Source organism: Streptomyces sp. NPDC005302, from assembly GCF_040607345.1.
Classification (GTDB): domain Bacteria; phylum Actinomycetota; class Actinomycetes; order Streptomycetales; family Streptomycetaceae; genus Streptomyces.
The window spans coordinates 53615-79593 of the sequence record NZ_JBEXGN010000023.1 but is presented as its reverse complement, the minus strand read 5'-3'; the positions used below and the strand labels follow the sequence as shown (position 1 = coordinate 79593).

The 25979-nt window shown below is 73.6% G+C and carries 9 protein-coding genes; 8 read left to right on the top strand and 1 reads right to left on the bottom strand.

The features are described from left to right. The 3 genes from ABZT74_RS28325 (at position 1) to ABZT74_RS28315 (ending at position 12455) form a co-directional block, all read left to right on the top strand. On the top strand, positions 1-7749 hold the full coding sequence (locus tag ABZT74_RS28325) for an amino acid adenylation domain-containing protein (protein WP_356439245.1): 7749 nt from the start codon (positions 1-3) through the stop codon (positions 7747-7749). Positions 7750-7753: 4 nt separating this feature from the next. Continuing rightward, positions 7754-11647, top strand: a complete 3894-nt coding sequence (locus ABZT74_RS28320) for an amino acid adenylation domain-containing protein (RefSeq protein ID WP_356439242.1) — start codon at positions 7754-7756, stop codon at positions 11645-11647. A gap of 70 nt (positions 11648-11717) precedes the next feature. Continuing rightward, the gene (locus tag ABZT74_RS28315; protein WP_356439239.1) at positions 11718-12455 is read left to right on the top strand and encodes an alpha/beta fold hydrolase; all 738 of its coding nucleotides are present in this window, start codon (positions 11718-11720) and stop codon (positions 12453-12455) included. 284 nt (positions 12456-12739) lie between these two features. Here the strand turns inward: ABZT74_RS28315 and ABZT74_RS28310 are convergent, their stop codons facing one another. After that, the gene (locus tag ABZT74_RS28310) at positions 12740-14257 is read right to left on the bottom strand and encodes an FAD-dependent monooxygenase (RefSeq protein WP_356439236.1); all 1518 of its coding nucleotides are present in this window, start codon (positions 14255-14257) and stop codon (positions 12740-12742) included. A gap of 471 nt (positions 14258-14728) precedes the next feature. Between ABZT74_RS28310 and ABZT74_RS28305 the strand changes: the two genes are divergently transcribed. The 5 genes from ABZT74_RS28305 to ABZT74_RS28285 are packed head-to-tail and all read left to right on the top strand — an operon-like array spanning position 14729 to position 25977. Next, positions 14729-15043, top strand: coding sequence for a phosphopantetheine-binding protein (locus ABZT74_RS28305; RefSeq protein ID WP_356439233.1), 315 nt, complete (start codon positions 14729-14731; stop codon positions 15041-15043). Beyond that, positions 15040-16290 carry a cytochrome P450 gene (locus tag ABZT74_RS28300; protein WP_356439230.1) on the top strand — a complete coding sequence of 417 codons (1251 nt, stop codon included), beginning with the start codon at positions 15040-15042 and terminating at the stop codon, positions 16288-16290. Before ABZT74_RS28305 ends, ABZT74_RS28300 begins: the two co-directional genes overlap by 4 nt. Then, positions 16287-17027: a thioesterase domain-containing protein gene (locus tag ABZT74_RS28295; protein ID WP_356439227.1), complete on the top strand. Its 741-nt coding sequence runs from the start codon at positions 16287-16289 to the stop codon at positions 17025-17027. The genes ABZT74_RS28300 and ABZT74_RS28295 overlap by 4 nt, the downstream gene beginning before the upstream one ends. Positions 17028-17079: 52 nt before the next feature. Further along, positions 17080-20229, top strand: coding sequence for a type I polyketide synthase (locus ABZT74_RS28290; protein ID WP_356439224.1), 3150 nt, complete (start codon positions 17080-17082; stop codon positions 20227-20229). A 39-nt stretch (positions 20230-20268) separates the two neighbouring features. Next, positions 20269-25977, top strand: a complete 5709-nt coding sequence (locus ABZT74_RS28285) for an SDR family NAD(P)-dependent oxidoreductase (RefSeq protein ID WP_356439222.1) — start codon at positions 20269-20271, stop codon at positions 25975-25977. Positions 25978-25979 lie beyond the last annotated feature (2 nt).

Here is a 25979-nt window from a genome sequence, read left to right as displayed (position 1 = left end):
ATGATCCCGCTGTCGTTCGCCCAACGCCGGCTGTGGTTCCTCCACCGGCTGGAGGGCCCCTCCGCGACCTACAACATCCCCTTCGCGCTACGGCTCAAGGGGCCGCTGGACACCGCCGCACTGGCCGCCGCCACAACCGACGTCGCCACCCGGCACGAGAGCCTGCGCACCCTGATCGTGGAGGACGCCGACGGCACACCGGGCCAGCGGATCCTGCCCCCCGCCGAAGCCGTCCTGCCCTTCGACCTCACCGACACCACCCCGAAGGACCTGGACGGCGCACTGGAGAAGGTCCTGCGCCGCGGCTTCCACCTGGACACCGAACTCCCGCTGCGCACCACCGTCTTCACGCTCTCCCCGCACGAACACGTCGTCGCGTTCGTCTTCCACCACATCGCGGTGGACGGCGCCTCCATGGCCCCCTTCCTCAACGACCTGGTCACCGCCTACACCGCCCGCCGCCAGGGACAGGCGCCGCACTGGACGCCCCTTGCGGTCCAGTACAAGGACTACACGCTGTGGCAGCGCCAGCTCCTGGGCGACGAGGACGACCCGGAGTCGGTCGCCGCGGCACAGATCGACTACTGGCAGCACGAACTGGACGGCGTGATCCAGCCGGTGCAGCTGCCGCTGGACCGGCCCCGGCCCACCATGCCCGGCCACCACGGCGGCCACGTCTCCTTCGCCCTGGAGCCCGAACTGCTCACCGGGCTGGGGAAGTTGGCCGCCGACCACGGCGCCACCGCCCCCATGGCCGCCCAGGCCGCCCTCACCCTGCTCCTGCACAAGCTCGGCGGGGGAGCGGACGTGACGATCGGCAGCCCCATCGAGGGCCGCGCCGACGAACAGCTCGACGACCTCATCGGCTTCTTCGTCAACACCTGGGTCCTGCGCGCCGATCTGTCCACCGCCCCCACCTTCACCGATCTGCTCGAACAGGTACGGGAGAAGGCGCTCGCCGCCTACGACAACCAGGACATCCCCTTCGAACGCCTGGTGGAACTGCTCGGCCAGGACCGCGCCACCTCCTACCAGCCGCTCTTCCAGACCATGCTGGCCTGGCAGTTCGTGTGGCCGCGGATCCACCTGCCGGGCCTGGACGCCATCCCGCTCGCCGCCGACACCAAGGCCGCCAAGTTCGACCTGTTCTTCAATGTCGTCCCCGACGCCGACGGCGGCGCCTACGGCCGCCTGGAGTACGCCACCGAACTCTTCGACCACGCCACGGCCGCCGCCATCGCCGACCGCTTCGTGCGCGTCCTGCGCCACGTGGTCGCCGACCCCCGCGCCCCCCTCGCCGCCCTCGACGTGCGCACCGACGCCGAACGCGAGGACCAGGCCCGCCTCAACGCCACCACCACAGCCCCGGCCACCGCCACGCTGCCCGAACTCCTCGCCGCGCAGAGCGCCCGCACCCCCGACGCCCCCGCCGTCGTCCACGCCGGCACCACCCTGACCTACCGGCAGCTCGACGAGCGCGCCGCCCGCCTCGCCGCCCACCTGCGCGACCACGGGGTGGGCCCCGACGTACTGGTCGCCGTCGCCCTGCCCCGCACCGCGGACCTCGTCGTCGCCCTGCTGGCCGTCCTCAAGGCCGGCGGCGCCTACCTGCCCGTCGACCCCCGCCACCCCGCCGCCCGCACCGACCTCCTGCTCACCGCCGCCCGCCCGGCCCTCCTGCTCACCGACCGCGCCACCGCGGCCGGCCTCGCCCCCGGCGCCGCACCCGTCCTGCACCTCGACGACTGCGACCTGCGCGGCCCGGCCCCCGCCGCTCCCGACACGGCGGTGCACCCGGACCACCTGGCCTACGTGATGTTCACCTCCGGCTCGACCGGCACCCCCAAGGGCGTCGCCGTCACCCACGCCGGCGTCGTCAACGGCGTGGCCGACCTGCGCCGCATCACCGGCGTCGAGGCGGGACAGCGGATGCTCGCCGCGACCTCGGTGAACTTCGACGTCTCCGTGTTCGAGATCTTCACCGCCCTGTCCACCGGAGCGAGCGTCGAGATCGTCCGCGACGTCCTCGAACTCGCCGAACGCGACGCATGGTCGGGCAGCACCATCAGCGCCGTACCCGCCGTGTTCTCCGCCCTCCTGGACCACATCACCCACCACCCCGGCAGCCTCCACCTCGCCGTGGACACCGTCGTCTTCGCCGGCGAGGCACTCTCCGCCGACCTGGTGGCAAAGGTCCACGCCGTGCTGCCCGGCGTCCGCATCGTCAACGCCTACGGCCAGACCGAAAGCTTCTACGCCACCACCCACACCCTGCCCCAGGAGCCCGCCCCCACCGGCGCGCTGCCCATCGGCAGGCCGCTGGCCAACATGCGCGCCCACGTCCTGGGCCCCGACCTCACCCCCGTCCCGCCCGGCGTGATCGGCGAACTGCACATCGCCGGAGTCCTGGCCCGCGGCTACCACGACAACCCGGCCGCGACCGCACACCGCTTCCTGCCCGACCCCCACGGCGCGCCCGGCACCCGCATGTACCGCACCGGCGACCTGGCCCGCTTCGACCGCGAGGGCCACCTCGTCTACGCGGGACGCGCCGACACCCAGGTCAAGATCAACGGCATCCGTATCGAACCGACCGAGATCGAGAGCGTCCTGGCCCGCCACCCCGCCGTCGGCCAGGCGGTGGTCACCGTCCACCAGGACGCGACCGGCAGCCCCCGCCTGGTCGCCCACGTCGCACCCCCGGCCACCACCGACGCCACCGCCCCGCCCGCCCCGGTCACCGAGGCGGACCTGCGGCGCTTCGCCGCACGTCACCTGCCGGACTACATGGTGCCCGCCGCCCTCGTGGTCCTCGAACGCCTCCCGCTGACCGCGAGCGGCAAACTCGACCGCTCCGCGCTGCCCGCCCCCCGCTTCACCACCGCCGCCCACCGCGCCCCGCGCACCCCGGCCGAACACGTCCTGGCCGAGGTGTACGCCGACGTCCTCGGCAGCCGCCAGGTCGGCATCGACGACGACTTCTTCACCAGCGGCGGCGACAGCATCCGCTCCATCCAGGTCGTCGCCCGCGCCACCGCACGCGGTGTACGGGTCAGCACCCGCGACATCTTCGAGCACCGCACCATCGCCCGGCTCGCCGAACTGACCCAGGCCCGCGGGGTGCAGGAGCGGCCGGTCCTGGCCGAACTGCCCGGCGCCGGCGTGGGCTGGGCCCCGCTGACCCCGACCGCCGCCCACGTCCTGGCCCTCGGCGGGGGCATCGGCCGGTTCTGCATGTCCGCGCTGCTGACCCTGCCCGACGGCATCACCCCCGGGCAGCTCACCGCCACCCTGCAGGCCCTGGTGGACCGGCACGACGCCCTGCGCTCGCGCCTCGTACGCCTGCAGCCCGGCCTGCGTATGCAACCGCCCGGCAGCATCGACGCCGCCACCCTGCTCCACCAGCGGCCCTACGACCCGGCAACCGTGCAGGGCGAACTCGACGCAGCCGCCGCCCGCCTGGACCCCGACGCCGGCGTGATGGCCCAGTTCGTGCACCTCACCGACGACACCCGGCCCGGCCGGCTCCTCCTCGTGCTGCACCACCTCGTCGTCGACGGCGTGTCCTGGCGCATCCTGCTGCCCGACCTGGCCGACGCCTGGCAGCACGTCCGCGACGGCCTCGGACCCCGCCCCGCCCCCGCCTCCACCTCCCTGCGCCGCTGGGCCCACGCCCTGACCGAGGCGGCCGACACCCCCCGGCGGGAAGCGGAACTGGCCCACTGGCAGGAGATCCTCCGCCACGGCGAACCACCCCTGGGAAGCCGCCGCACCGACCCCGCCACCGACACCGCCGCCACCACCGACACCGTCCGCGTGCGCGTACCCGCCGACATCACCCACACCCTGCTGACCACCCTGCCCGCCCTGTACCGCGGCGGCGCCGACGACGCCCTGCTCACCGCCCTCGCCCTCGCCCTCGCCCGCTGGCACGCCGACCGCGGCACCCCCGCACACCCGGCACTGGTCCGCCTGGAGGGCCACGGCCGCGAAGAACACCTCGTCCCCGGAGCCGACCTGACCGGCACCATCGGCTGGTTCACCGCCATGTACCCGGTGCGCCTGGACCTCGCCGGCCTCGACCTCGTGGACGCCTTCGCCGGCGGCCCGGCCGCCGGATCAGCACTCAAGGCCGTCAAGGAACACCTGCGGGCGGTCCCCGACAACGGCCTGGGCTACGGCCTGCTGCGCCACCTCAACCCCCGCACCGCCGCCGACCTCGCCGCCCTGCCGCAGCCGCAGATCGGCTTCAACTACCTGGGCCGCGCCTCCCGAGCCGACCTCCCCGAACACATGCGGGGCGCGGGCTTCACCCCCGACACCGGCCACCAGGACCTGATCGCCGCCCCCGACGCGGACATGCCCGTCCTGTCCGCCCTGGAGATCAACGCGGTGGCCGCCGCCACCGACGAGGGCGACGAACTGAGCGCCTACTTCGGCTTCGCCACCGGCGTCCTGACCCGCACACAGGTCAGCGAACTCGCCGACCTGTGGCTCCAGGCACTGACCGCCCTGGCCCGCCACGCCACCACCGAAGGCGCCGGCGGCCTCACTCCCAGCGACGCGCCCCTGGCCCAGGTGACCCAGCCGCAGATCGACACCTGGGAACAGCGCCTGGGCCCCCTGACCCAGGTGTGGCCGCTCACCCCGGCCCAGTCCGGGATGCTCTTCCACACCCTGCTCGCCGGCACGTCCACCTTCGACGCCTACCGCATGCAACTCGTCTTCCACCTCGGCGGAGACATCGACCCGCAGCGCATGCACCGGGCCGCACAGGCCCTCCTGGACCGCCACAGCGGCCTGCGCGCCGCGTTCGTGGAACGCGCCGACGGCGAGCCGCTCCAGGTGATCCCCACGACGGTGCCCCTGCCCTGGCAGCACCTCGACCTCACCGCCCACACCCCCCACAGCCGCGTCGCCGCCTTCGAGGAGTTCCTTCACCAGGACCGCTCCGCCCCCTTCGACATCACCACACCGCCCCTGCTGCGGATCGCCCTCATCGACCTGGAACCCGGGCGCGCCGAACTGGTACTGACCGCCCACCACGCCCTGTTCGACGGCTGGTCCACCCCCCTGCTGCTGCAGGACCTCCTGCTCCTGTACGCCTCCGGCGGCGAGCCGGCCGCCCTGCCCGCACCCCGCGACTTCGGCGACTTCCTGTCCTGGCGCGCCCGCCAGGACGAGCAGGAGTCGGCGCGGGCCTGGGCCGGCGAACTCGACGGCCTCACCGAACCGACCCTGCTGGCCCCCGGCGCCGGCGACACCGGCGACGAGGGCCTCGACGAGGTCGACGTCCCGCTCCCGCCCGGGCTGGCGAGCGAACTGGGCCGGTGCGCCACCGCGCTGGGCGTCACCCCCAACACGCTGCTCCAGGGCGCCTGGGCGCTGCTCATCGGCGCTCTCACCGGCCGCCAGGACGTGGTGTTCGGCGCCACCGTCTCAGGCCGCCCGGCCCAGGTCACCGGCGTCGAGTCGATGGTCGGCATGTTCATCAACACCCTGCCCGTCCGCGTCGCGCACACCCCCGGCGAGACCCTCGCCGGCCTCCTGAGCGCCCTGCAGAGCCGCCAGGCCGCCCTGTCCGACCACCACCATCTGGGCCTCACCGACATCCAGCGGCCCACCGGCCTGCCCGCCCTCTTCGACACCCTCGTCGTCTTCGAGTCCTACCCCGTCGACGAACAGGGACTGAGCGCGGCGGGCGAGGCCACCGGCGGCCTCACCGTCACCGGCCTGCGCCACGCCACCGGCACCAACTACCCGCTCACCCTGATGGCGCTGGTCGAACCCCAGCTCCAGCTCACCCTGCAGTACGCGCGCGCCGTCTTCGACCGGGACACCGTCAAGGACTACGCGGCCCGCCTGGTGCGCGTCCTGGCCCGGCTCGCGGACAGCCCCGACCTGCCCGCCGACCGCCTCGACATCCTGACCCCGGACGAACGCGCGCGCCTGCTCGTCGACTTCAACGACACCGCCGCCCCGACCCCCGACACCACGATCGGCGCCCTGATCGAGCAGCAGGCCGCCCGCACCCCGTACGAGGACGCCCTCGTCGCCGACGACACCACGCTCACCTACCAGGAGCTCAACAGCCGCGCCGACCGCCTCGCCCACCACCTGGCCGCACAGGGCGTGGGAGCGGAATCACTCGTCGCCCTGTCGCTGCCCCGCACCGCGGACCTGGTCATCGCCCTGATCGCCGTCCTGAAGGCGGGCGGCGCCTATCTGCCGCTCGACCCCAAGTACCCCGGCCACCGCCTCGCCGCCATCCTCACCGACGCCCACCCCGCCCTCGTCCTCACCGACACCGCGACCGCCGCCCTCCTGCCCCGGCACAGCGCCCCCACCCTCCTCCTCGACACCCTCGACCTGCCCGCCCACCCCACGAGCCCGCCCCAACCCGACGTGCAGACACAGCAGTTGGCGTACGTGATGTACACCTCCGGCTCCACCGGCCGGCCCAAGGGCGTCGCCATCACCCACGCGGGCGTCGTCAACGGCGTCCTGCACCTCGCCGACCGGCTGGACCTGGGCCCGGGCAAGCGGCTCCTGGCGGGAGCATCCGTCAACTTCGACGTCTCGGCGTTCGAGATCTTCACCACCCTCGCCACCGGCGGCACCGTCGAACTGGTCCGCGACGTCCTCGTGCTCGGCGAGCGCAAGCAGTGGAGCGGCAGCGTCATCTCCACCGTGCCCTCCGCCTTCGCCGAACTCCTCGACCAGATCAGCGACCGCACCCAGGTGGACAGCGTCGTCTTCGCCGGCGAAGCCCTGCCCACCGCCCTCGTCGAACGCACCCGCCAGGCCTTCCCCGGCGTCCGCGTCGTCAACGCCTACGGACAGAGCGAGACGTTCTACGCCACCACCCACACCGCCGCCGACACCCCCAAGGACGACACGCAGGCGGGCAGCGCCCCGCTGGGCACCCCGCTCGCCAACATGCGCGCCTACGTCCTGGGCCCCGGCCTCCTCCCGGTCCCGCCCGGCACGGTCGGCGAACTGTACGTCGGCGGGACCATCGGCCGCGGCTACCACGACCGACCCGCCCTGACCGCCACCCGCTTCGTCCCCGACCCCCACGGCACGCCCGGCGCCCGCATGTACCGCACCGGAGACCTGGCCCGCTTCACCGGCGAGGACCGCCTGGAGTACGCCGGCCGCTGCGACGCCCAGGTCAAGGTGCGCGGCCACCGCGTCGAACCCGGCGAGGTCGAGGCCGTCCTCACCGCCCACCCGGACCTCGCCCAGGCCGCCGTCATCACCCACGGCACCGGCACCGCCACCCGCCTGATCGGCTACGTGGTGCCCGCCCGGGAGACCACCGCCCAGGACATCCGCCGCTACGCCGCCGAGCAGCTGCCCGACTACATGGTGCCCTCCGCCGTCGTCCTGCTGGAGCGGCTGCCGCTGATGCCCAACGGCAAACTCGACCGGGCCGCCCTGCCCGAACCGGAATACACCGGCGCCCCCTACCGGGCCCCCCGCACCCCCCGCGAGGAAACCCTCGCCGCCCTGTTCGCCGAAGTCCTCGGCCTGGACCGGGTCGGCATCGACGACGGCTTCTTCGAACGCGGCGGACACTCCCTGCTCGCCACCCGCCTCATCGCCCGCGCCCGCGCCGAGGCGGGCATCGAAATACCCATCCGCACCGTCTTCGACCTGCAGACCGTGGCCGCGCTCGCCACCTGGTCACAGGAATCGGCCGCCCCCCGCCGCCCCAGCCTGCGCCAGATGTTCGCAAAGGAGTAACCCGATGATCCCGCTGTCATACGCCCAACGCCGCATGTGGCTCCTGCACCAACTGGAGGGCGGAGCGGCGACCTACAACATCTCGGCGGCGTTCAGACTGACCGGCCCCCTCGACCGGGACGCGCTCACCGCCGCCCTGCGCGACGTGGCCGAACGGCACGAGATCCTGCGCACCCTGTACGCCCTGGACGACGCCGGCGAACCCCTCTCACGCCTCCTCGCCGCAGCGGACACCGCAGGGCAGGTACGGGTGCGCGAGATACCGCCCGCCGACGTGCCCGCGGCCATCGAGAAGGCCGTCGCCCACCGCTTCGAGCTGACCGCCGAACTCCCCTGGCGCGCCGACATCCTGCGCTGCTCGCCGACCGAACACGTCCTGGTCCTGGTCATCCACCACATCGCCTCCGACGGCAGCTCCAGCGCCCCCATGATGCGCGACCTGTTCGCCGCCTACACCGCCCGCACCCAGGGCCGCGCACCCCACTGGGAGCCGCTGCCCGTGCAGTACAAGGACTACGCGCTGTGGCAGCGCGAGGTCCTGGGCGACCCGGCGGACGCGGGCAGCCTCGCCGCGGCCCAGGTCGAGTACTGGCGCAAGGAACTCGCCGGAGTGCCGCAGCCGCTGAACCTGCCGCTGGACCGGCCCCGGCCCGCCGAGGCCGGCTCGCACGGCGACACCGTCCCCCTGCACGTCGACGCCGCCACCACGAACGTCCTGACGGCGCTCGCAGGGGAACGCGGCACCAGCATGTCGATGCTCCTGCAGGCCGCCCTGGCCGTCCTGCTCGGCAAACTCGGCGGCGGCGACGACATCACGATCGGCTCCCCGATCGCCGGCCGCACCGACGAAGCCCTGGCCGACCTGATCGGCTGCTTCGTCAACACCCAGGTCCTGCGCGCCGACCTGTCCGACAACCCTGCCTTCACCAGCCTCCTGGCCCAGGTACGCGACAAGGCGCTGGCCGCCTACGAGCACCAGGACGTGCCCTTCGACGCGATCGTCGAGGCCATCAACCCCGAACGCTCCGCCGCCTACCAGCCCCTCTTCCAGGTGATCTTCTCCTGGCAGAGCTACGAGAAGCCCGGCTTCGAACTCGACGGCCTCGACGTCCGCTTCGAGCAGGCCATCCCCGAAACCGCCATGGTCGACCTCACCTTCTTCCTCACCATGGACGAGGCCGGAGCGCTGCGCGGCGACCTGCAGTACGCGACCGACCTGTTCGACCGCGAGACGGCCCAGGAGATCTCCGCCCGCCTCACCCGCGTCCTGGAGCAGTTCGCCGCCGACCCGGCACTGCGCGTCAGCGACATCGACGTCCTCAGCGCCCGTGAACACCAGCGCCTGAGCGAGGCCACCACCGCGGGCGCCCCGATCGCGGACACCACCCTGGTCGACCTCTTCGAACGCCAGGCGGCCCGGCACACCGACAGCGTCGCGGTGGTCTGCCAGGACACCACCCTCACCTACGGCGAGGCCAACGCCCGCGCCAACCGCCTCGCCCGCCACCTCGTCACCCAGGGCGTGGGCCCCGAGTCCCTGGTCGGCATCTGCCTGGAGCGCTCCGCCGACCTCGTCGTCGCGATCCTCGCCGTCCTCAAGGCCGGCGGCGCCTACCTGCCCATCGACCCCGACTCCCCGGCCGACCGCATCGCCCACCTCATCCAGGACGCCGCCCCCGTCCTCCTGCTGACCACCACCGCCACCGCCGCCGCCCAGGACCTCGCCCCCCACCTGCCCCGCCTGCACCTCGACGAGAGCGGCACCCCTGCCCCCGCCGGCAGCGACGACAGCGACCTCACCGACGCCGAACGCCGCAGCCCGCTGCGCCCCGACCACCCCGCGTACGTGATCTACACCTCCGGCTCGACCGGCCGCCCCAAGGGCGTCCTCATACCGCACCGCAACGTCGTGGGACTCTTCACCGCCGCCCAGGACTTCGCCTTCGGCGCCGACGACGTGTGGACCCTCTTCCACTCCTACGCCTTCGACTTCTCCGTGTGGGAACTGTGGGGCCCACTGCTGCACGGCGGCCGCCTGGTCGTCGTCCCCTACGACGTCTCCCGCTCCCCGGAGGACTTCCTCGCCCTCCTGGCCCGCGAACAGGTCACCGTCCTCAACCAGACCCCCTCCGCCTTCTACCAGCTCATCCAGGCCGACGCCCAGGCACCGGACCGCGAACTGGCGCTGCGCTACGTGGTGTTCGGCGGCGAGGCCCTGGACCTGAACCGCCTGGGCGACTGGTACGAACGCCACGCGGACAACGCGCCGGTCCTGGTGAACATGTACGGCATCACCGAGACCACCGTGCACGTCACCCGCATCGACCTCGACGAGCACGCCGCCGCCCGCTACCGCGCCAGCGTCATCGGCCCGGCGATCCCCGGCCTCGGCGCCCACGTCCTGGACCACAACCTCAAACCGGTGCCCGCCGGGGTGACCGGCGAACTGTACGTCGCCGGCTACGGCCTGGCCCGCGGCTACCACAACCGCCCGGACCTGACCGCCTCCCGCTTCGTCGCCTGCCCCTTCGGCACACCCGGCGAGCGCATGTACCGCAGCGGCGACCTCGTCCGCTTCAGCCGGCACGGACAGCTGGAGTACGTCGGACGCGCCGACTCCCAGGTGAAGATCCGCGGATTCCGCATCGAGCTCGGCGAGATCGAACACGCCCTGGCCGGCCACCCCGCCGTCGCCGAGGCCGCCGTCCTGGTCCGCGAGAACGGCGACGGCGACAAACGCCTCGTCGGCTACGTCGTCCCCGAACCCGGCACCGCACCGGACACCGCCGCACTCGCCGCCCACCTGCGCGAGCGCCTGCCCGACTACATGGTCCCCGCCACCCTGATCACCCTGGAGCACATCCCGCTCACCGCCAACGGCAAACTCGACCGGCGCGCCCTGCCCGCCGAGGACACCGCCGCGACCGCGGCCGGCGGCGGACCGCGCAACTCCTACGAGGAGCGGCTGTGCGCTCTGTTCGGCGAGCTGCTGGGCCGTCAGGACGTCGGCGTCGGCGACGGGTTCTTCGCGCTCGGCGGACACTCGCTGCTGGCCACCCGGCTCAGCGTCCGTGTCCGCGCCGAGTTCGGCATCGACATCCCCATCAGGACGATCATCAAGTACCCCACGGTCGCCGAACTGGCCGCGCTGATGCTCGCCGGCGGTGTCCCCGCCGACGACGCCGACTCCTTCGCCGTCGTCCTGCCCCTGAACAGCGACCCCGGCACCGGCAAGAAGCCGGTGTGGTTCTTCCACGGCGGCGGCGGCCTGGGCTGGGCCTACTACAGCTTCGTGACACACCTGCAGGACCGGCCCGCCTACGCCCTGCAGTCCCGCGGCTCCGACGGCGTGGACACCCTCGCCTCCTCCGCGAAGGAGATGATCGACGACTACGTCACCCAGATCCTCGACACCCAGCCCGAGGGGCCCTTCAACCTCATCGGCTGGTCCTACGGCGGAACGGTCGTGCAGGCCGTCGCCGACGCCCTGGACCGGCTCGGCCACCAGGTCGCCCTGGTGGCGATCCTGGACGCCCAGCCCGGCGGCCACGGATTCCGCGAGGTCCACGCCGGCAAGGACTCGGCCGACTACCGGGCCGAACTCGAGGACGACTTCACCCAGTACATCCGCCTGGGCGGCCGGCAGGGCTTCCTGGACACCATGGCGGACGTCCTCGCCAACAACGCCGCCCTGATGATGGACTTCACCTCGCCCGCCTACCGCGGCGACGTGCTGTATTTCAACGCGGCCCAGGAGGACACCTCCTACGCCCACCTGTGGCGGCCCTACGTCCTGGGCACCCTGGACGTGCACACCATGAACGCCACGCACCACGAGATGCACATGCCGGCGCCGGTCGCCGAGTTCTTCGAGATCGCCCGCGACAGGCTGGCATGACCGGCCGCGCGTCCGGTGCCCGGCACCGGCCCGATGCACGATCACACCGAACGGATGGGGGTGGGCCGCGGTGAGCGGACCCCGGACACCACAGGAAGACTCCGAGCAGGCCGCGCTGTTGTGCGTGCCGTTCGCGGGAGCAGGACCCTCGTTCTTCCACCCCTGGCGGGAACTGTCCGCCGGCCGGTGGCGCGTCACCTCGGTCGAACTGCCCGGCCGGGAACGGCGGATCCTGGACACGCCGTACCGCAACGTCGTCGAGGCGGCCAAGGGATCGGTCGACGACATCGTCGCGGACCTCGGCGAAGGCACCACCACCGTGCTGTTCGGACACAGCCTGGGCGCGGTCCTCGCCTACGAACTCGCCCACCTGCTCCCCACCCGCGGCGTGCACGTCGAACGCCTGGTCGTCAGCGGCTCTCCGGGCCCCTGGACCCAGCGCGAACGCCGCGCGACGGGCCTGCCCGACGAGGAGTTCCTCGCCCGCGTCGAGGAGTTCGCGGGCTTCCGCCACGAGGCCCTGGACCACCCGGAGATGCGGGAGCTGATCCTGCCGGTCCTGCAGGCCGACTGCGAGATGCACGAGAACTACGTCCCCTCCACCGACACCCCCCTTTCGGTGCCGATCTGCTCCCTGCGCGGCGCCCGGGACGGACTGGTCACCGCGGCCGAGGCCCGCCAGTGGCAGGACGCCACCACCGCCGGCTTCACCTACGCGGAGTTCCCCGGCGACCACATGTACCTCGTCGACCACGGCCGCGACATCCTGGACACCATCAACGCGCAGTCGGTCCAAGACACCCTCTAGCCGCCCCCCCCGTACTGCCGGGGATGCTCCCAACTCTCCTCAGGTGCAGGGGAGTTGGGGGCGTCACTGTATCCCTGCTGCTGCTGCCGCCGGTGCCGGTGCTGGTTTCGATGTCGGTGTCGGCGTCGGTGGGGGAGGGGGCTGCCGGCGTCGGTGGGGGAGAGCGGGTCCTGGGCGGGCCGGCTCCAACCCGGCACATGCTCGCGGCGCACGACGACGGCGGCCGTCACGACCCCTTCAGCGGGTCGTGGCGGCCGCCGTCACGCGACGGGGGCGCGGTGTCCTCAGCCGGGCAGGCCCGGCCCGAACCAGGTGGTGAGCGCCCTGCGCAGGGCGGCGAGGTCGGGGCTGCCGGTCGTGCCGGTGGCCCAGGCGACGTGGCCGTCGGGGCGGATCAGCAGGGCGGCGGGGGCGGGGATCTCACCGGCGGCGGGCACGAACCAGTGCTCGTCCTCGCTGACCGCCTCCACGACGTCGACGCGATCGGCCCAGCCGGCGGCCGCCGCCGTCACCTCCGCTCCCGCGCCCAGGTCGAGCAGGACGGGCCGGCCGGCGTGCAGCAGTTCGCTGACACCGGAGGCGCCGCCCGCCGTCTTGAGGTCGGCGTCGGGGACCCGGCGGCCCGACAGAAGGTGCCGGTCGTCGGTGGGGTAGCGGATGTCCAGCGCGGTGAGCATGTGCCGCAGATGCCGGTTGACGTCGTCGAAGACCATCAGCTGGCCGAACACCTCGCGCAGCGCGTCCGACTGGGGGCCGGGGCGGGCCAGCGCCGACTGCGCCCGGGTGTTGTTCAGCACCCGCTCCGCGACCGGGTGACGCTCGGCGTGATAGCTGTCCAGCAGGCTCTGCGGCGCTCGGCCGCGTACCACCGAGGCCAGTTTCCATCCCAGGTTGACCGCGTCCTGCACGCCCATGTTCAGGCCCTGGCCGCCGGCGGGGAAGTGGATGTGCGCGGCGTCCCCGGCGAGCAGCACCCGGCCCTGGCGGTAGCGGTCGGCCTGGCGGGCGGCGTCGTTGAACCGGGAGATCCACCGTGGGCTGTGCATGCCGTAGTCGGTGCCCGCGAGCCGTACCAGCGAGTCGCGCAGCTGCTCGAAGGTGGGCGCCTCGTCGCGGTCGGCGACCCGGTCGTACTCCGAGGTGATCACCCGGTACCAGCCGGGCTCGAAGGCGATCGCCGAGAAGTCGCCGCTCGCGCAGCGCCGGATCCACACGTACTCCTCGGGCAGGCCGGGCAGTTCGACGTCGCCGATCAGCGCCGTCATCGTCGCCTCGGTGCCGGGGAAGCCGATGCCGGCCAGTTTGCGCACGGCGCTGCGTCCGCCGTCGCAGCCCACCAGGTAGCGGGCGCGCAGCGTCCGGCGCGCGGAGCCGGCCGCGCCCACCTCGACGCTCACGCCGTCCTCGTCCTGACGCAGCCCGACGACCTCGGCCGACCGGCGGATGCGCACGCCCAGTTCGCCCGCCCACTCCTCCAGCAGCCGTTCGATCGCGGACTGCAGGATCATCAGCGGGTAGGGGTGGCGGGACTCGGACTCCTCGAAGTCCAGGTAGAGGCCGGAGAAGTGGCCCACCGGCTGCAGTTCGCCGGCCGCCAGGAACCGGTCCAGGACGCCGCGCTGGTCCAGCACCTCCAGGGTGCGCGAGTGGATCCCGCCGGCCCGTGACTCGCCCGTGCGGTCCGCGAGCCGTTCGAGGACCATCACGTCGACGCCCGCCAGCCGCAGGTCGCAGGCGAGCATCAGGCCCGTCGGCCCGGCGCCCGCGATCACCACCTCGGCGTCCATGCCGGTGTCTGCCACGTCGTTCCCCCTCGTTCGGCTGGGCCTTCAACGTCTCTGCCTCGCCCTCACGTTCACGTCCCCACCACCGGCCGGTCAACGCGGCTGTGCGCCCGGACAGGGCGCGGTACGGGCGCACTTGTGCCGTCCCGCCGGCGGGACACCCTCAAGGCGGGACTTCCCCCTCGGGGGCGGGGGAGGAGGCGGAGGTGGGGGAGGGGGGCCGTGCGGTGCGGTGGCGTGCAGGCCGGCCGTCCACCCTCAACCCCACCGGCCGGCCCCCACCGGGCCGGTGCCGGGACGGGTGTGGTGGGGGTCGGCGGCGGGTGACACTCCAGTCGGCCATGCGGCGAACGTGTCTCGCCGGCGGGACAGCACACCCGACCCCCGCGGCCACGCGGAAAGTGACGGCCCGTCATATGCACCGCATGTGCCGGGCGGCACGGGACGCGAGCGGGCACTGGCGATCGGCGGAGGAAGGAAACACTGGCCATGGAATCGGCGCCGCAGGTGATCCACCCGCGAGGTGGACAGGACGAGATCGCACAACGCCAGGACGCGCCCTCGGGCGGCCCGGTGCCGCTGGTGGACGAACTCGCCGCACTGTGGGGAGAACTCCTCAACTGCCCCGAGGTGGGGCACGACGACGACTTCTTCGCCCTCGGCGGCAACTCGCTGACCGGAATCAAGATCATCGAACGGGTGGCGCAGGACCACGGCGTCCAGCTGTCCGTACGCGACTTCTACCTGGCCCAGACCCCGGCCCGCGTCGCCGAACTGATCGAGCAGGCGAGGGCCCGGGCATGAGACTGACGCCGGGTCCCGCGCGCGACATCGACCTCGATGCCGTCGACCTGTTCGACCTGGACCTCTACACGGATGGCGACCCGCACCCCGTCTGGGACCTGATGCGCGCCCAGGCACCCCTGCACCACCAGGTCCTGCCCGACGGACGGGAGTTCTGGTCCCTCACCCGCTACGAGGACGTGTGCCGCGTCCTGGGCGACCACCGCGAGTTCACCTCCGAACGCGGCACCGTGCCCACCCACCTCGGGCAGGACGACGTCGCCGCCGGCGTGCTGCTGACCTCCACCGACCCGCCCCGCCACACCGAGGTCCGCAGGCCGCTGGGCTCCAAGCTCACCGCCCGCGCCGTCCGGTCCTGGGAGGACTCCATCCGCCGCACGGTGGTCCGCTTCCTCGAACCGGCCCTGGACGGCGAGGTGTTCGACCTCGCCGAGCGCGCCCTGCTCCTCCCCGCGATCGTCACCGGCCCGCTGCTGGGCATCCCCGACAAGGACTGGGCCGAACTCGTCCAGCTGACCGCGATGGTCACCGCACCCTCGGACCCGCACTTCCAGCTCGGCAGCGAAGCCGCCACCCTGGCCATCGCCCACCACGAACTCGTCACCTACGTCACCGACTGGGTCAAACGCCGCCGGGCCTCGGGAGAGCAGGACGACAGCCTCCTCCACCACCTGATGAGCGTGCGTCCCGGCGGAGCACCGCTGAGCGACGAGGAGATCGCCCTCGACGGCTACAGCATCCTGCTCGGCGCCAACGTGACGACCCCGCACACCGTCTCGGGCACCGTGCAGGCCCTCATCGAGCGGCCCGAACAGTTCGACAAGGCCCAGGCCGACCCCACCCTGATCCCCAACCTCGTCGAGGAAGGGCTGCGCTGGACCTCGGCCGCCTGCAACTTCATGCGCTACGCCGTCACCGACGTGCCCATCGCGGGCGGCGTCATCCCCGCAGGCGGCGCGGTCGTCGCGTGGATCGGATCGGCCAACCGGGACGCCTCCCGGTTCCCCGACCCGCACACCTTCGACATCACCCGCCCCAACGCCAAACGGCAGGTCGCCTTCGGCTTCGGCCCGCACTTCTGCATCGGCGCACCGCTGGCCCGCCTGACCCTGCGCGTTTTCTTCGAGGAACTCCTCGCACGCTGCGCCTCCCTCGACCTCGCCGGCGAAGTGGAGCACCTGCGCTCCTACTTCATCGCCGGCATGACCCACCTGCCCATCGCCGCCCAGAAACGGCCCACCCCATGACCGCCGCCCCCGCCACCGCCCCCTCGCCGTGGTTCGTGCGGCCCCCCGCACCCGCCAGGCCCGCCGCCCGCCTGTTCTGCTTCCCCTTCTCCGGCTCCGGAGCCTCCGCCTTCAGCGCCTGGCCGGCCACCATCGACGGCACCGAGGTCTGCCCGCTGCAGTTCCCCGGCCGCGAGAACCGCCTGGCCCACCCCCACTACGGCACCTACGAGAACCTCGCCGCCGCCCTCGTCGAACCCCTCACCCCCCTGCTGGACACCCCGTTCGCCTTCTTCGGACACTGCGCGGGCGCCCTGCCCGCCTACGAGAGCGTCCTGCTGCTCGCCGAACTCGGCCTGCCCACCCCGCAGTGCCTGTACGTGTCGGGCCAACGAGCCCCGCACGAAGCCGCCCGCGACCGCATGCTCTGCCTGAGCGAGGACGAACTGCGCGCCGAACTGGAGACGTTCCTGCGCGGCCGGGGCATCGAACCCCGCCCCGACATGATCGACATGGGCATGTTCGTGCTGCTGCGCGACCACGCAGCCGCCGGCGCCTACCGGCGTACCGAACCCGCCCGCATCGACTGCCCCGTCGTCGTCCTGCACTGGCGCGAGGACGACGACGTCAGCCTCGAAGAACTCCAGGGCTGGCACCAGTACGCCGACTCCGTCGAGATCCGGGTCCTCGACGGCGGCCACTACGACTTCATGGACGCCCCGGCCCAGTTGCTCACCACGCTCGCCCGCGGGCGATGAGCGCGCCGCGGCCCGGCGCTCCCGTGCGCCAGGCAACCGGAAGGGAATTCGCATGAGTGGCGCAGCCACCGGTATTGCCGTCATCGGGATGTCCTGCCGCTTCCCCGGCGTCAACGGCCTGGACGCCTTCTGGCGCCTGCTGACCCAGGGGCAGTCGACGCTGGGGACGTTCCCCCCGCGGCGGGCGGCCGACGCCCGCCCGGCCCCCGCCGGGCACCCGGACGCCGCCACCGTCGCGGCGGGCTCGTTCTTCGACGCCGTCGACGGCTTCGACACCGGCTTCTTCACCACCGGCGCCGCCGAGGCCGCCGCCATGGACCCCGCCCAGCGCCTGGGACTCGAACTGGCCTGGGAGGCCGTCGAGGACGCCCGCATCCCGGCGGCCGCGCTCGCCGGCCGCGACATCGACGTCGTCGTCGGCACCGCACCCTCCGGCTACGAACTGCTGCGCACCCTGTCCGGCGCCGACAGCGACGACCACTACGCCGCGCTCGGCTCGAGCGGCGCACTGATCGCCAACCGGATCTCCGGCCTGTTCGACGTGCGCGGCATGAGCTTTTGCGCGGACTCCGGCCAGTCCTCCTCCCTGGTGTCGCTGGCCCTGGCGTGTGACCGGATCGCCGGCGGCGCCGTCGACATGGCGATCGCCGGCGGCGTCCACCTGATCGTCGACCCGCAGGCAGGACTCGGCCTGGCGAATTTGGGCGCCCTGTCACCCGACGGCCGCTGCTTCACCTTCGACGAACGGGCCAGCGGTTTCGCCCGCGGCGAGGGCGGCGCGTTCGTCGTCCTCAAACGCCTCGACCTCGCCGAAGCCGACGGCGACCCCGTCCACGCCGTCATCCGCGGCTGGGGCGTGAGCAGCGGCGGGGCCACGACCCGGATGCCCGACCCCAGCCCCCAGGGGCAGGCCGCCGCCATCCGTGCCGCCCTGCGGCGCGCGGACATCGCCTTCGACAGCGTGGACTACGTCGAGGCCCACGGCACCGGCACCCGCCTTGGCGACCCGGCCGAGATCGCCGGCCTGCGCACGGTGTCCGGACAGAGCGGCCGCAGCCGCCCCCTGGTCATCGGCTCGGTGAAGACCAACGTCGGACACCTGGAGCCGGCCGCGGGCATCACCGGCCTCGTCAAGACGGCACTGTGCGTGGAGCGCGGCCACCTGGTCGCCAGCCTCAACTTCCGCACCCCCAACCCCGCCATCCCCGACTTCCACGACGACTTCGAGGTCCTGTCCGCCCCGCGGCCCTGGCCGAGCACACCCGGCCGGCCGCGCCGCGCCGGAGTGTCCGCGTTCGGCATGGGCGGCACCAACGCCCACGTCATCCTCGAACAGGCCCCCACCACCGGACCCGCGCACGCCCGCCAACTCCCGCTCGGCGAAGGGGACATGGCCCCGGCCGGCGGCCTGGGGACGCTTCCGTGGCTGCTGTCCGCCCGCTCGCGGCAGGCCCTCACCGACCAGGCGGCCCGCCTGCGCGACCACGTGAGCGCCGACCCCTCGCTGAGCGCCGCCGACGTGGGCCACTCCCTGCTCCGCACCCGGTCACTGTTCGAGCACCGCGCCGTGGTCCTGGCCGACACCCGCCACGAAGCGCTGGAGGGCCTCGCCCTGCTCGCCGCCGGCGCCGACGCGGCCCGCACGGTCCGCGGCACGGCCACCGGCGCCACCGGCCCGGTCGTCTTCGTCTTCCCCGGCCAGGGATCCCAGTGGCCCGGCATGGGCAGAGAGCTGTACACCCAGTCGCCGGTCTTCGCCCGCTCGATCGACGCGTGCGCCCGCGCGCTGGAACCCTTCGTGGACTGGTCGCTGGTGGACGTCGTGACCGGCGCGCCGTCGGCCGCCTCGCTGGAGCGGGTGGACGTCGTCCAGCCCGCCCTGTTCGCGATGATGGTGTCGCTGGCCGAACTGTGGCGCTCCCTGGGCGTGGTCCCCGACGCCGTGGTGGGGCACTCGCAGGGCGAGATCGCCGCCGCCTGCGTGTCGGGCGCCCTCACGCTGGACGACGCGGCCCGCATCGTCGCCCTGCGCAGCCAGGCGCTGAAGGCACTGGCCGGACTCGGCGGGATGAGCGCGGTCGCCGCACCCCGGACCTGGGTCCAGCAACGGCTGGAACAGTGGCCGGGACGACTGTCGACGGCCGCCGTCAACGGGCCCGCGTCCGTGGTGATCTCCGGCGACGACGAGGCCCTCGAGGAGTTCGCCGCCGCGGCCGCCGGTGAGGGGGTCCGGGTACGGCGGGTCAAGGTCGACTACGCCTCCCACTCCCACCACGTCGAACGCATCCGGGAACGGCTCCTGGCGGACACCGCGGGCATCGCACCGCGCGAAGCGGCGGTCACCTTCCACTCCACGGTCACCGCGACCGCCCTGGACACCCGCACCCTGGACAGCTCCTACTGGTACGACAACCTGCGCTCGCAGGTCCGCTTCGGCGACGTCGTCGACACCCTGATGCGCGAACGCGGCGCCGTGTTCGTCGAGGTCAGCCCGCACCCCGTACTCCAGGTGGCGATGGAGGAGACCGCGGACACGCTGGCCGTCCCGCCCCTGCTGGCGAGCACCCTGCACCGCCGCGACGGCAGCGCCGGCAAGGTGCTGGCCTCGCTGGCCGAACTGCACGTGCGGGGTGTGCCGGTGAACTGGACGACCGCGTTCGCCGGCCACCGCCCGCGCACCGTCGCCCTGCCCTCCTACCCCTTCCAGCGCCGCCGGTACTGGCTGAGCGCCCCCGACGGCCCGGACGGCCCCGACACCCCGGCGGCCGCCGCACCCGGCCCGGACACCAGGCCCGCGGACCTCACCTCGCAGGCAGCGGTCCAGGCACTGGTGTGCGCCGAGACGGCGGCCCTGCTGAGCGTCAAGGACGCCGGGACCACCGGCGCCGACATCGCGGCACGGGCCGAGGACACCTTCAAGGCACTGGGCTTCGACTCCGCGATGGCGGTGGGGCTGCGCGGCCGGCTCGCCGCGGCACTGGGCCTGCGCCTGCCGGCCACCGTCGCGTTCACCTACCCCACCGCGCACACGCTCGCCCGCCACCTCTTCTCCCTCCTGGAACCGCAGGCGCCCGCCGCCCCGCGGCCGGACCCGGAGCCGCAGGCGGCCCCCGACACGCAGAACACGCAGGACGTGCCGGGCGTGCCGGGGAGCGGCAGTGACGACGATCTGTACGCGTTGATCGAGCGCGGATACGTGTAGCAACACCGTTCGTATTGGCAACTGTTGGGGGAGGCCCTGGTGGAGGATGTCGACAAGCTCCGGTCCTACTTGCGACGCGCCGTCGGCGACGCGCAGGACCTGCGTGAGCGGGTGCGCGAGCTGGAGGAGTCCGCACGCGAACCCATCGCGGTCGTGGGCGTGGGGTGTCGCTTCCCGGGCGGGGTGACCTCGCCCGAAGGGCTGTGGGACGTCGTCGCCGACGGCGTGGACGCGATGGGCGACTTCCCCCGCGACCGCGGCTGGGACCTGGACGCGCTGTACGACCCGGACCCCGAGGCGCACGGAAAGACGTACACCCGCACCGGCGGATTCCTCGACGGCCTCGCGGAGTTCGACGCGCCGTTCTTCGGGATCAGCCCGCGCGAGGCACTGGCGATGGACCCCCAGCAGCGCCTCATGCTGGAGACCTCCTGGGAGGCGCTGGAGCGGGCCGGCATCGACCCGGCCGGCCTGCGCGGCTCGCCGACCGGCGTGTTCACCGGCCTGTACGCCGTCGACTACGGCCCGCGGATGGGCGGCGGGTCGGCCGGCGACGTGGAGGGCTTCGCGATCACCGGCACCTACACCAGCGTCGCCTCGGGCCGGGTGGCCTACGTCCTTGGCCTTCAGGGCCCGGCACTGTCCACCGACACCGCCTGCTCCTCCTCCCTCGTCGCCGTCCACCAGGCCGTACGGTCGCTGCGCTCGGGGGAGTGCACCCTGGCCCTGGCGGGCGGGGTCTCCACGCTGCCCACGCCGGGGATGTTCGTCGAACTCGCCCGCCAGCGCGGCCTGTCCGAGGACGGCCGGTGCAAGGCGTTCGCGGACGCCGCGGACGGCACCGGCTTCTCCGAGGGCGCGGGCGTCCTGGTCCTGGAGAAACTCTCCGACGCCCGCCGCAACGGCCGCCGTATCTGGGCGGTGATCCGCGGCACGGCCGTCAACCAGGACGGCGCCTCCAACGGACTGACCGCACCCAGCGAACTGGCCCAGCAGCGCGTCATCCGCGCCGCCCTGGCCGACGCCGGACTGCCCGCCGCCACGGTGGACGCGGTCGAGGCCCACGGCACCGGCACCCGGCTGGGCGACCCCATGGAGGCCGAGGCCCTGCTCGCCACCTACGGCCAGGACCGGGATCAGGAGCGCCCGTTGTGGCTGGGTTCGCTGAAGTCGAACATCGGCCACACCCAGGCGGCGGCCGGGGTGGGCGGCATCATCAAGATGGTCATGGCGATGCGGCACGGGGTCCTGCCCCGCACCCTGCACGTCGACCGCCCCTCCACCCACGTCGACTGGACGGCCGGAGCGGTACGACTGCTCACCGGGTCCCGCGAGTGGACGAGCACAGCGGAACGGCCGCGCCGGGCCGGGGTGTCCAGCTTCGGCATCAGCGGCACCAACGCCCACCTCATCCTCGAACAGCCCCCGCACCCCGGCGGACAGCCCCATGAGAACGACGGCGACGGCGACCGCGCGGGGGCAGCCGGGCAGACCCCGGATGCCGCCCCGCCCGCCACCGCAGCTCCCGGCGGTGTCCTGCCGTGGGTGCTGTCGGCGAAGTCCCCGGAGGCCCTGCGCGGCCAGGCCCAGCGGCTGCACGAACACCTCGCCGCCGCCCCCGGCCTGCCGCCCGCCGCCCTCGGCAACGCCCTGGTGAGCACCCGCTCCCTCTTCGACCACCGCCAAGTGGTGATCACCGCCGGCCGCGAGGACCTCCTCACCACCCTGGCCGCCGTCGCCGCCGGCGAGGAGAACAGCCCCGCCACCGTCGTGTCGGGCGTCGTGAAACCGGCCGGCCGCACCGTCTTCGTCCTCCCCGGCCAGGGCGCCCAGTGGGCCGCGATGGGCCGGGAACTGTGGGAGAGCTCCCCGGTCTTCGCCGAAGCGCTGCGCGCCTGCGCCACAGCGCTGGAACCGTACGTCGACTGGCCGCTGATCGACACCGTGTGCGGCGGCCCGGACGCCGCCGACCTGGACGACATCGACGTCGTCCAGCCGGCCCTGTTCGCCGTGATGGTGGCGCTGGCCCAGGTGTGGCGCTCGCTCGGCGTGCTGCCCGACGCGGTCATCGGCCACTCCCAGGGCGAGATCGCCGCCGCCCACATCGCCGGCGCCCTGACCCTGGACGACGCCGCCAGGATCGTGGCACTGCGCTCCCGGCTGCTGGCCACCGCCGCCGGACAGGGCAGCATGGCCGCGATCCTGCTGCCCGAACAGCGGGTGGAGGAACTGCTGGAGCCGTGGTCCGGCCGGGTCGGCATCGCCGCGGTCAACGGACCCAACTCCACGACCGTCTCCGGCGAGAGCACCGCCGTGCGGGAACTGGTCGCCGCCTGCGAGGCCCAGGGCGCCCGCGCCCGCCTGGTCAAGTCCAGCGTTCCCGGCCACTCCCGCCTCATGGACCAGTTCCACGACGCGCTCATCGACGGCCTGGGCCGCATCACACCCCGTCCGACACCGGTGCCGATCTACTCGACGGTGACCGGCGACCTGATCGACCCCGCCGCCCTGGACAGCGCCTACTGGTTCCGCAACCTGCGCGAACCCGTCCGCTTCGAAGCCGCCATGCGACGCCTGGCCGCCGAACAGCCCACCGGCACCGTCATCGAGCTCAGCCCGCACCCGCTGCTCACGATGAACATCCAGGAGATCCTCGACACCACCCCCGGCGCCACCGGCTTCGCGGTCGGCTCACTGCGCCGCGGCGAGGGCGGACTCGCCCGCCTGTACCGGTCGGCCGCCGAGGCCTTCGTCGCCGGCACCCCGGTGACCTGGCAGGCCGCCTTCCCCGGCCAGGACGGCCAGAACGGCCAGGACGGCCGAGCCGGCGGGAACGGGCCGGGGGTCGAACTGCCCACCTACGCCTTCCAGCGCCGCCGCTACTGGCTGGACACCCCCGCGGAGTCCACCACCCTCAGCACCTCCGACCACCCCCTCCTCGACGCCGTGATCGACCTGCCCACCGACACCGACACCGGCACCGGGCAGGGCGGGATCGTGGCCCGCGGGCGCCTGTCACTGGAGCGCCACCCCTGGCTCGCCGACCACACCGTCCACGGCGCCGCCCTGGTCCCGGCGACGGTCCTGGCCGAACTCGCGGCGTGGGCGGCGGACAGGGCCGGCTGCCCCGCCGTCGGCGAACTCACCCTGGAGACACCCCTGGTGCTTGCCCGCACCGCCGAGCACGACCTGCGCGTCGTCATCGGCGCGGACCACACCGTCAGCGTGCACTCCCGCGCCGAGGGCGCGACCCGCTGGACCCGCAACGCGACCGGCACCCTCACCCCCGCCACCCCCACCCCCGACAGCCCGGCAGGGGACAGCCTCGCCGTGTGGCCGCCCGCGGGCGCCGTTCCCGTCCCCTTCGAGGACGAGTACACCCGTCTCGCCGCCCTCGGCATCCACCACGGACCCCTGCTGCGCGGCCTGAAGAAGGTGTGGCGCAAGGGCCGGACCCTGTTCGCCGAGGTCGAACCATCGGCCCCCGACGGCGCCGGCCGGACAGGGTTCCGGATCCACCCCGCGCTGCTGAACGCGGCGCTCCTGCCCGTCGGCCTGGGCGAGTTCGTCGACACCACCCGCCCCGAGGGCTGGCTGCCCCGGCGCATGACGGGCCTTTCCATCAGCGCCGCCCGCCCCGGCCCGCTGCGCGTACGCCTGGCCCCCGCTGGCCAGGACACGCTGTCGGTGAGCGTCGCGGACCAGCACGGAACACCCGTCGCCTCCATCGACGCCCTGACCCTGCAACCGGCGGACGTCGGGCAGCTGACCGCGCTGGGCTTCGACCACCGCGACGCCCTGTTCCAGATCGACTGGGCGCCCCTGCCCGTCCCGGCCACCGCCTCCCCGTACGCGGTCCTGGCGGCCCCCGGCGGTGCGCCCGCCGTCCCCCCGGCGCAGGACGGCACCGTGTTCGCCTCACCCGCGCAACTCGCCGCGTCCGGACGGGAGATACCCCCGCTGGTCATCGCCGCCCTCGACGACCGCGACATCCGCACCGGCACCCGCGCGGACCGGGACGAGGACGTCCCGGCCGCCGCCGGACGGGCCCTGCACCGCGTCCTGGGCTGGGCCAAGGAATGGCTCGCCGACGACCGGTTCTCCGCCTCCCGCCTGGTCCTGGTGACCCAGGGCGCGTCCGGTGACGGGCCCGGCGCCCCCGCCGACCCGGCGGCCGCCGCGATCTGGGGATTCGTGCGCACCGCACAGACCGAGAACCCGGGCCGCTTCACCCTCGTCGACACCGACGGCCTGCCCGCCTCACACGCCCTGATCCCGGCCGCCGCCACCACCGCGGAGGCCCAGCTCAAGATCCGCGGCGGCGCCGTGAGCACCCCGCAACTGGCCCCCGTACACGGCCCCTCCACCTCCGGCGAGGCCCGCGACAGCGAGCAGCACACACCCGCCCTCGGGTCGGGCACCGTACTGATCACCGGCGGCACCAGCGGCCTGGGCGCGCTGCTGGCCCACCATTTGGTGCGGCGGCACGGCGTGTCGCGGCTGCTGCTGACCAGCCGGCGCGGACCGCACGCCCCCGAGGCGGCACACCTGCGCGACGAACTGGCCGCGGCGGGCGCCCAGGTGGAGATCGTCGCCTGCGACGTCACCCGCCGCGCCGAGGTCGCCGAACTGATCGCCGCACTCCCGGCCGGCCGGCCCCTGTCCGCGGTGATCCACTGCGCCGGTGTGCTGGACGACGGCGTCGTCGAGGCCCTGACCGAGGACCGCCTGGACGCGGTCCTGGCACCCAAGACGCACGGCGCCTGGCACCTGCACGAGCTGACCCGGCACCTGGACCTGACCGCGTTCGTCCTGTTCTCCTCCGTCGCCGGCGTACTGGGCACGGCCGGACAGGCCAACTACGCGGCCGCCAACGCCTTCCTGGACGCCCTCGCCGAAGCCCGCACCGCCGCCGGACTGCCCGCCACCGCCCTGTGCTGGGGCTTTTGGGCCCAGCGCAGCGAGATGAGCGCCGGCCTCGCCGACGCCGACATCGTCCGCCTGCAACGCCAGGGCATCCAGCCCCTGTCGACGGCCGAGGGACTCGCCCTCTTCGACGCGGCACTGCGCACGGACCGCCCGGTCCTGGTACCCACCCGCCTGCACCACCCCGCCCCCGGCACACCGGCCGCCGCACCCATGGGCTCCCCGCTGCTGCGCGCCGTGACCGGCACACCGGCGCCGGGCGGCCCGGCCGGCACCGAACCGGCCGGCACACCCCTCGCCGAGCAGCTCGCCGCCCTCTCACCGGCCGACGCCCAGGCCCTGCTCCTGGACACCGTCCGGGCACAGACCGCGGCCGTCCTGGGCCACCCGGACACCGCGAAAATCGGCCCGGCCGCGACGTTCCGCAAACTGGGGATCGACTCGCTCACGGCGCTGGAACTGCGCAACAGACTCTCCGCCGTCACCGGCCTGAAACTGCCCGCCACGCTCGTCTTCGACCATCCCAACCCGGGCGCCCTCGCCCAGTTCCTGACCGGGAGCATCACCCCCGCACCCGTCGGCGCACCCGAGTCGGCGGCCGGCCATCTGGCCCGGGAGATCGAGGAGTTGGGCGCCCGCCTGGAGGACGCGTTCCTGCGCCTCGCACAGCAGGACCAGACCACCATGTCCACTCTGCTCGGCGAGCTCCAGGGCCGGGTCCGTTCACTGGCGGGCGCCGGATCACCGGTCGGCATCGCCGACCAGATCAGTTCGGCCTCGGCGGGAGACCTTCTCGCGCTGCTGGACAAAGAGCTCGGCTAGGG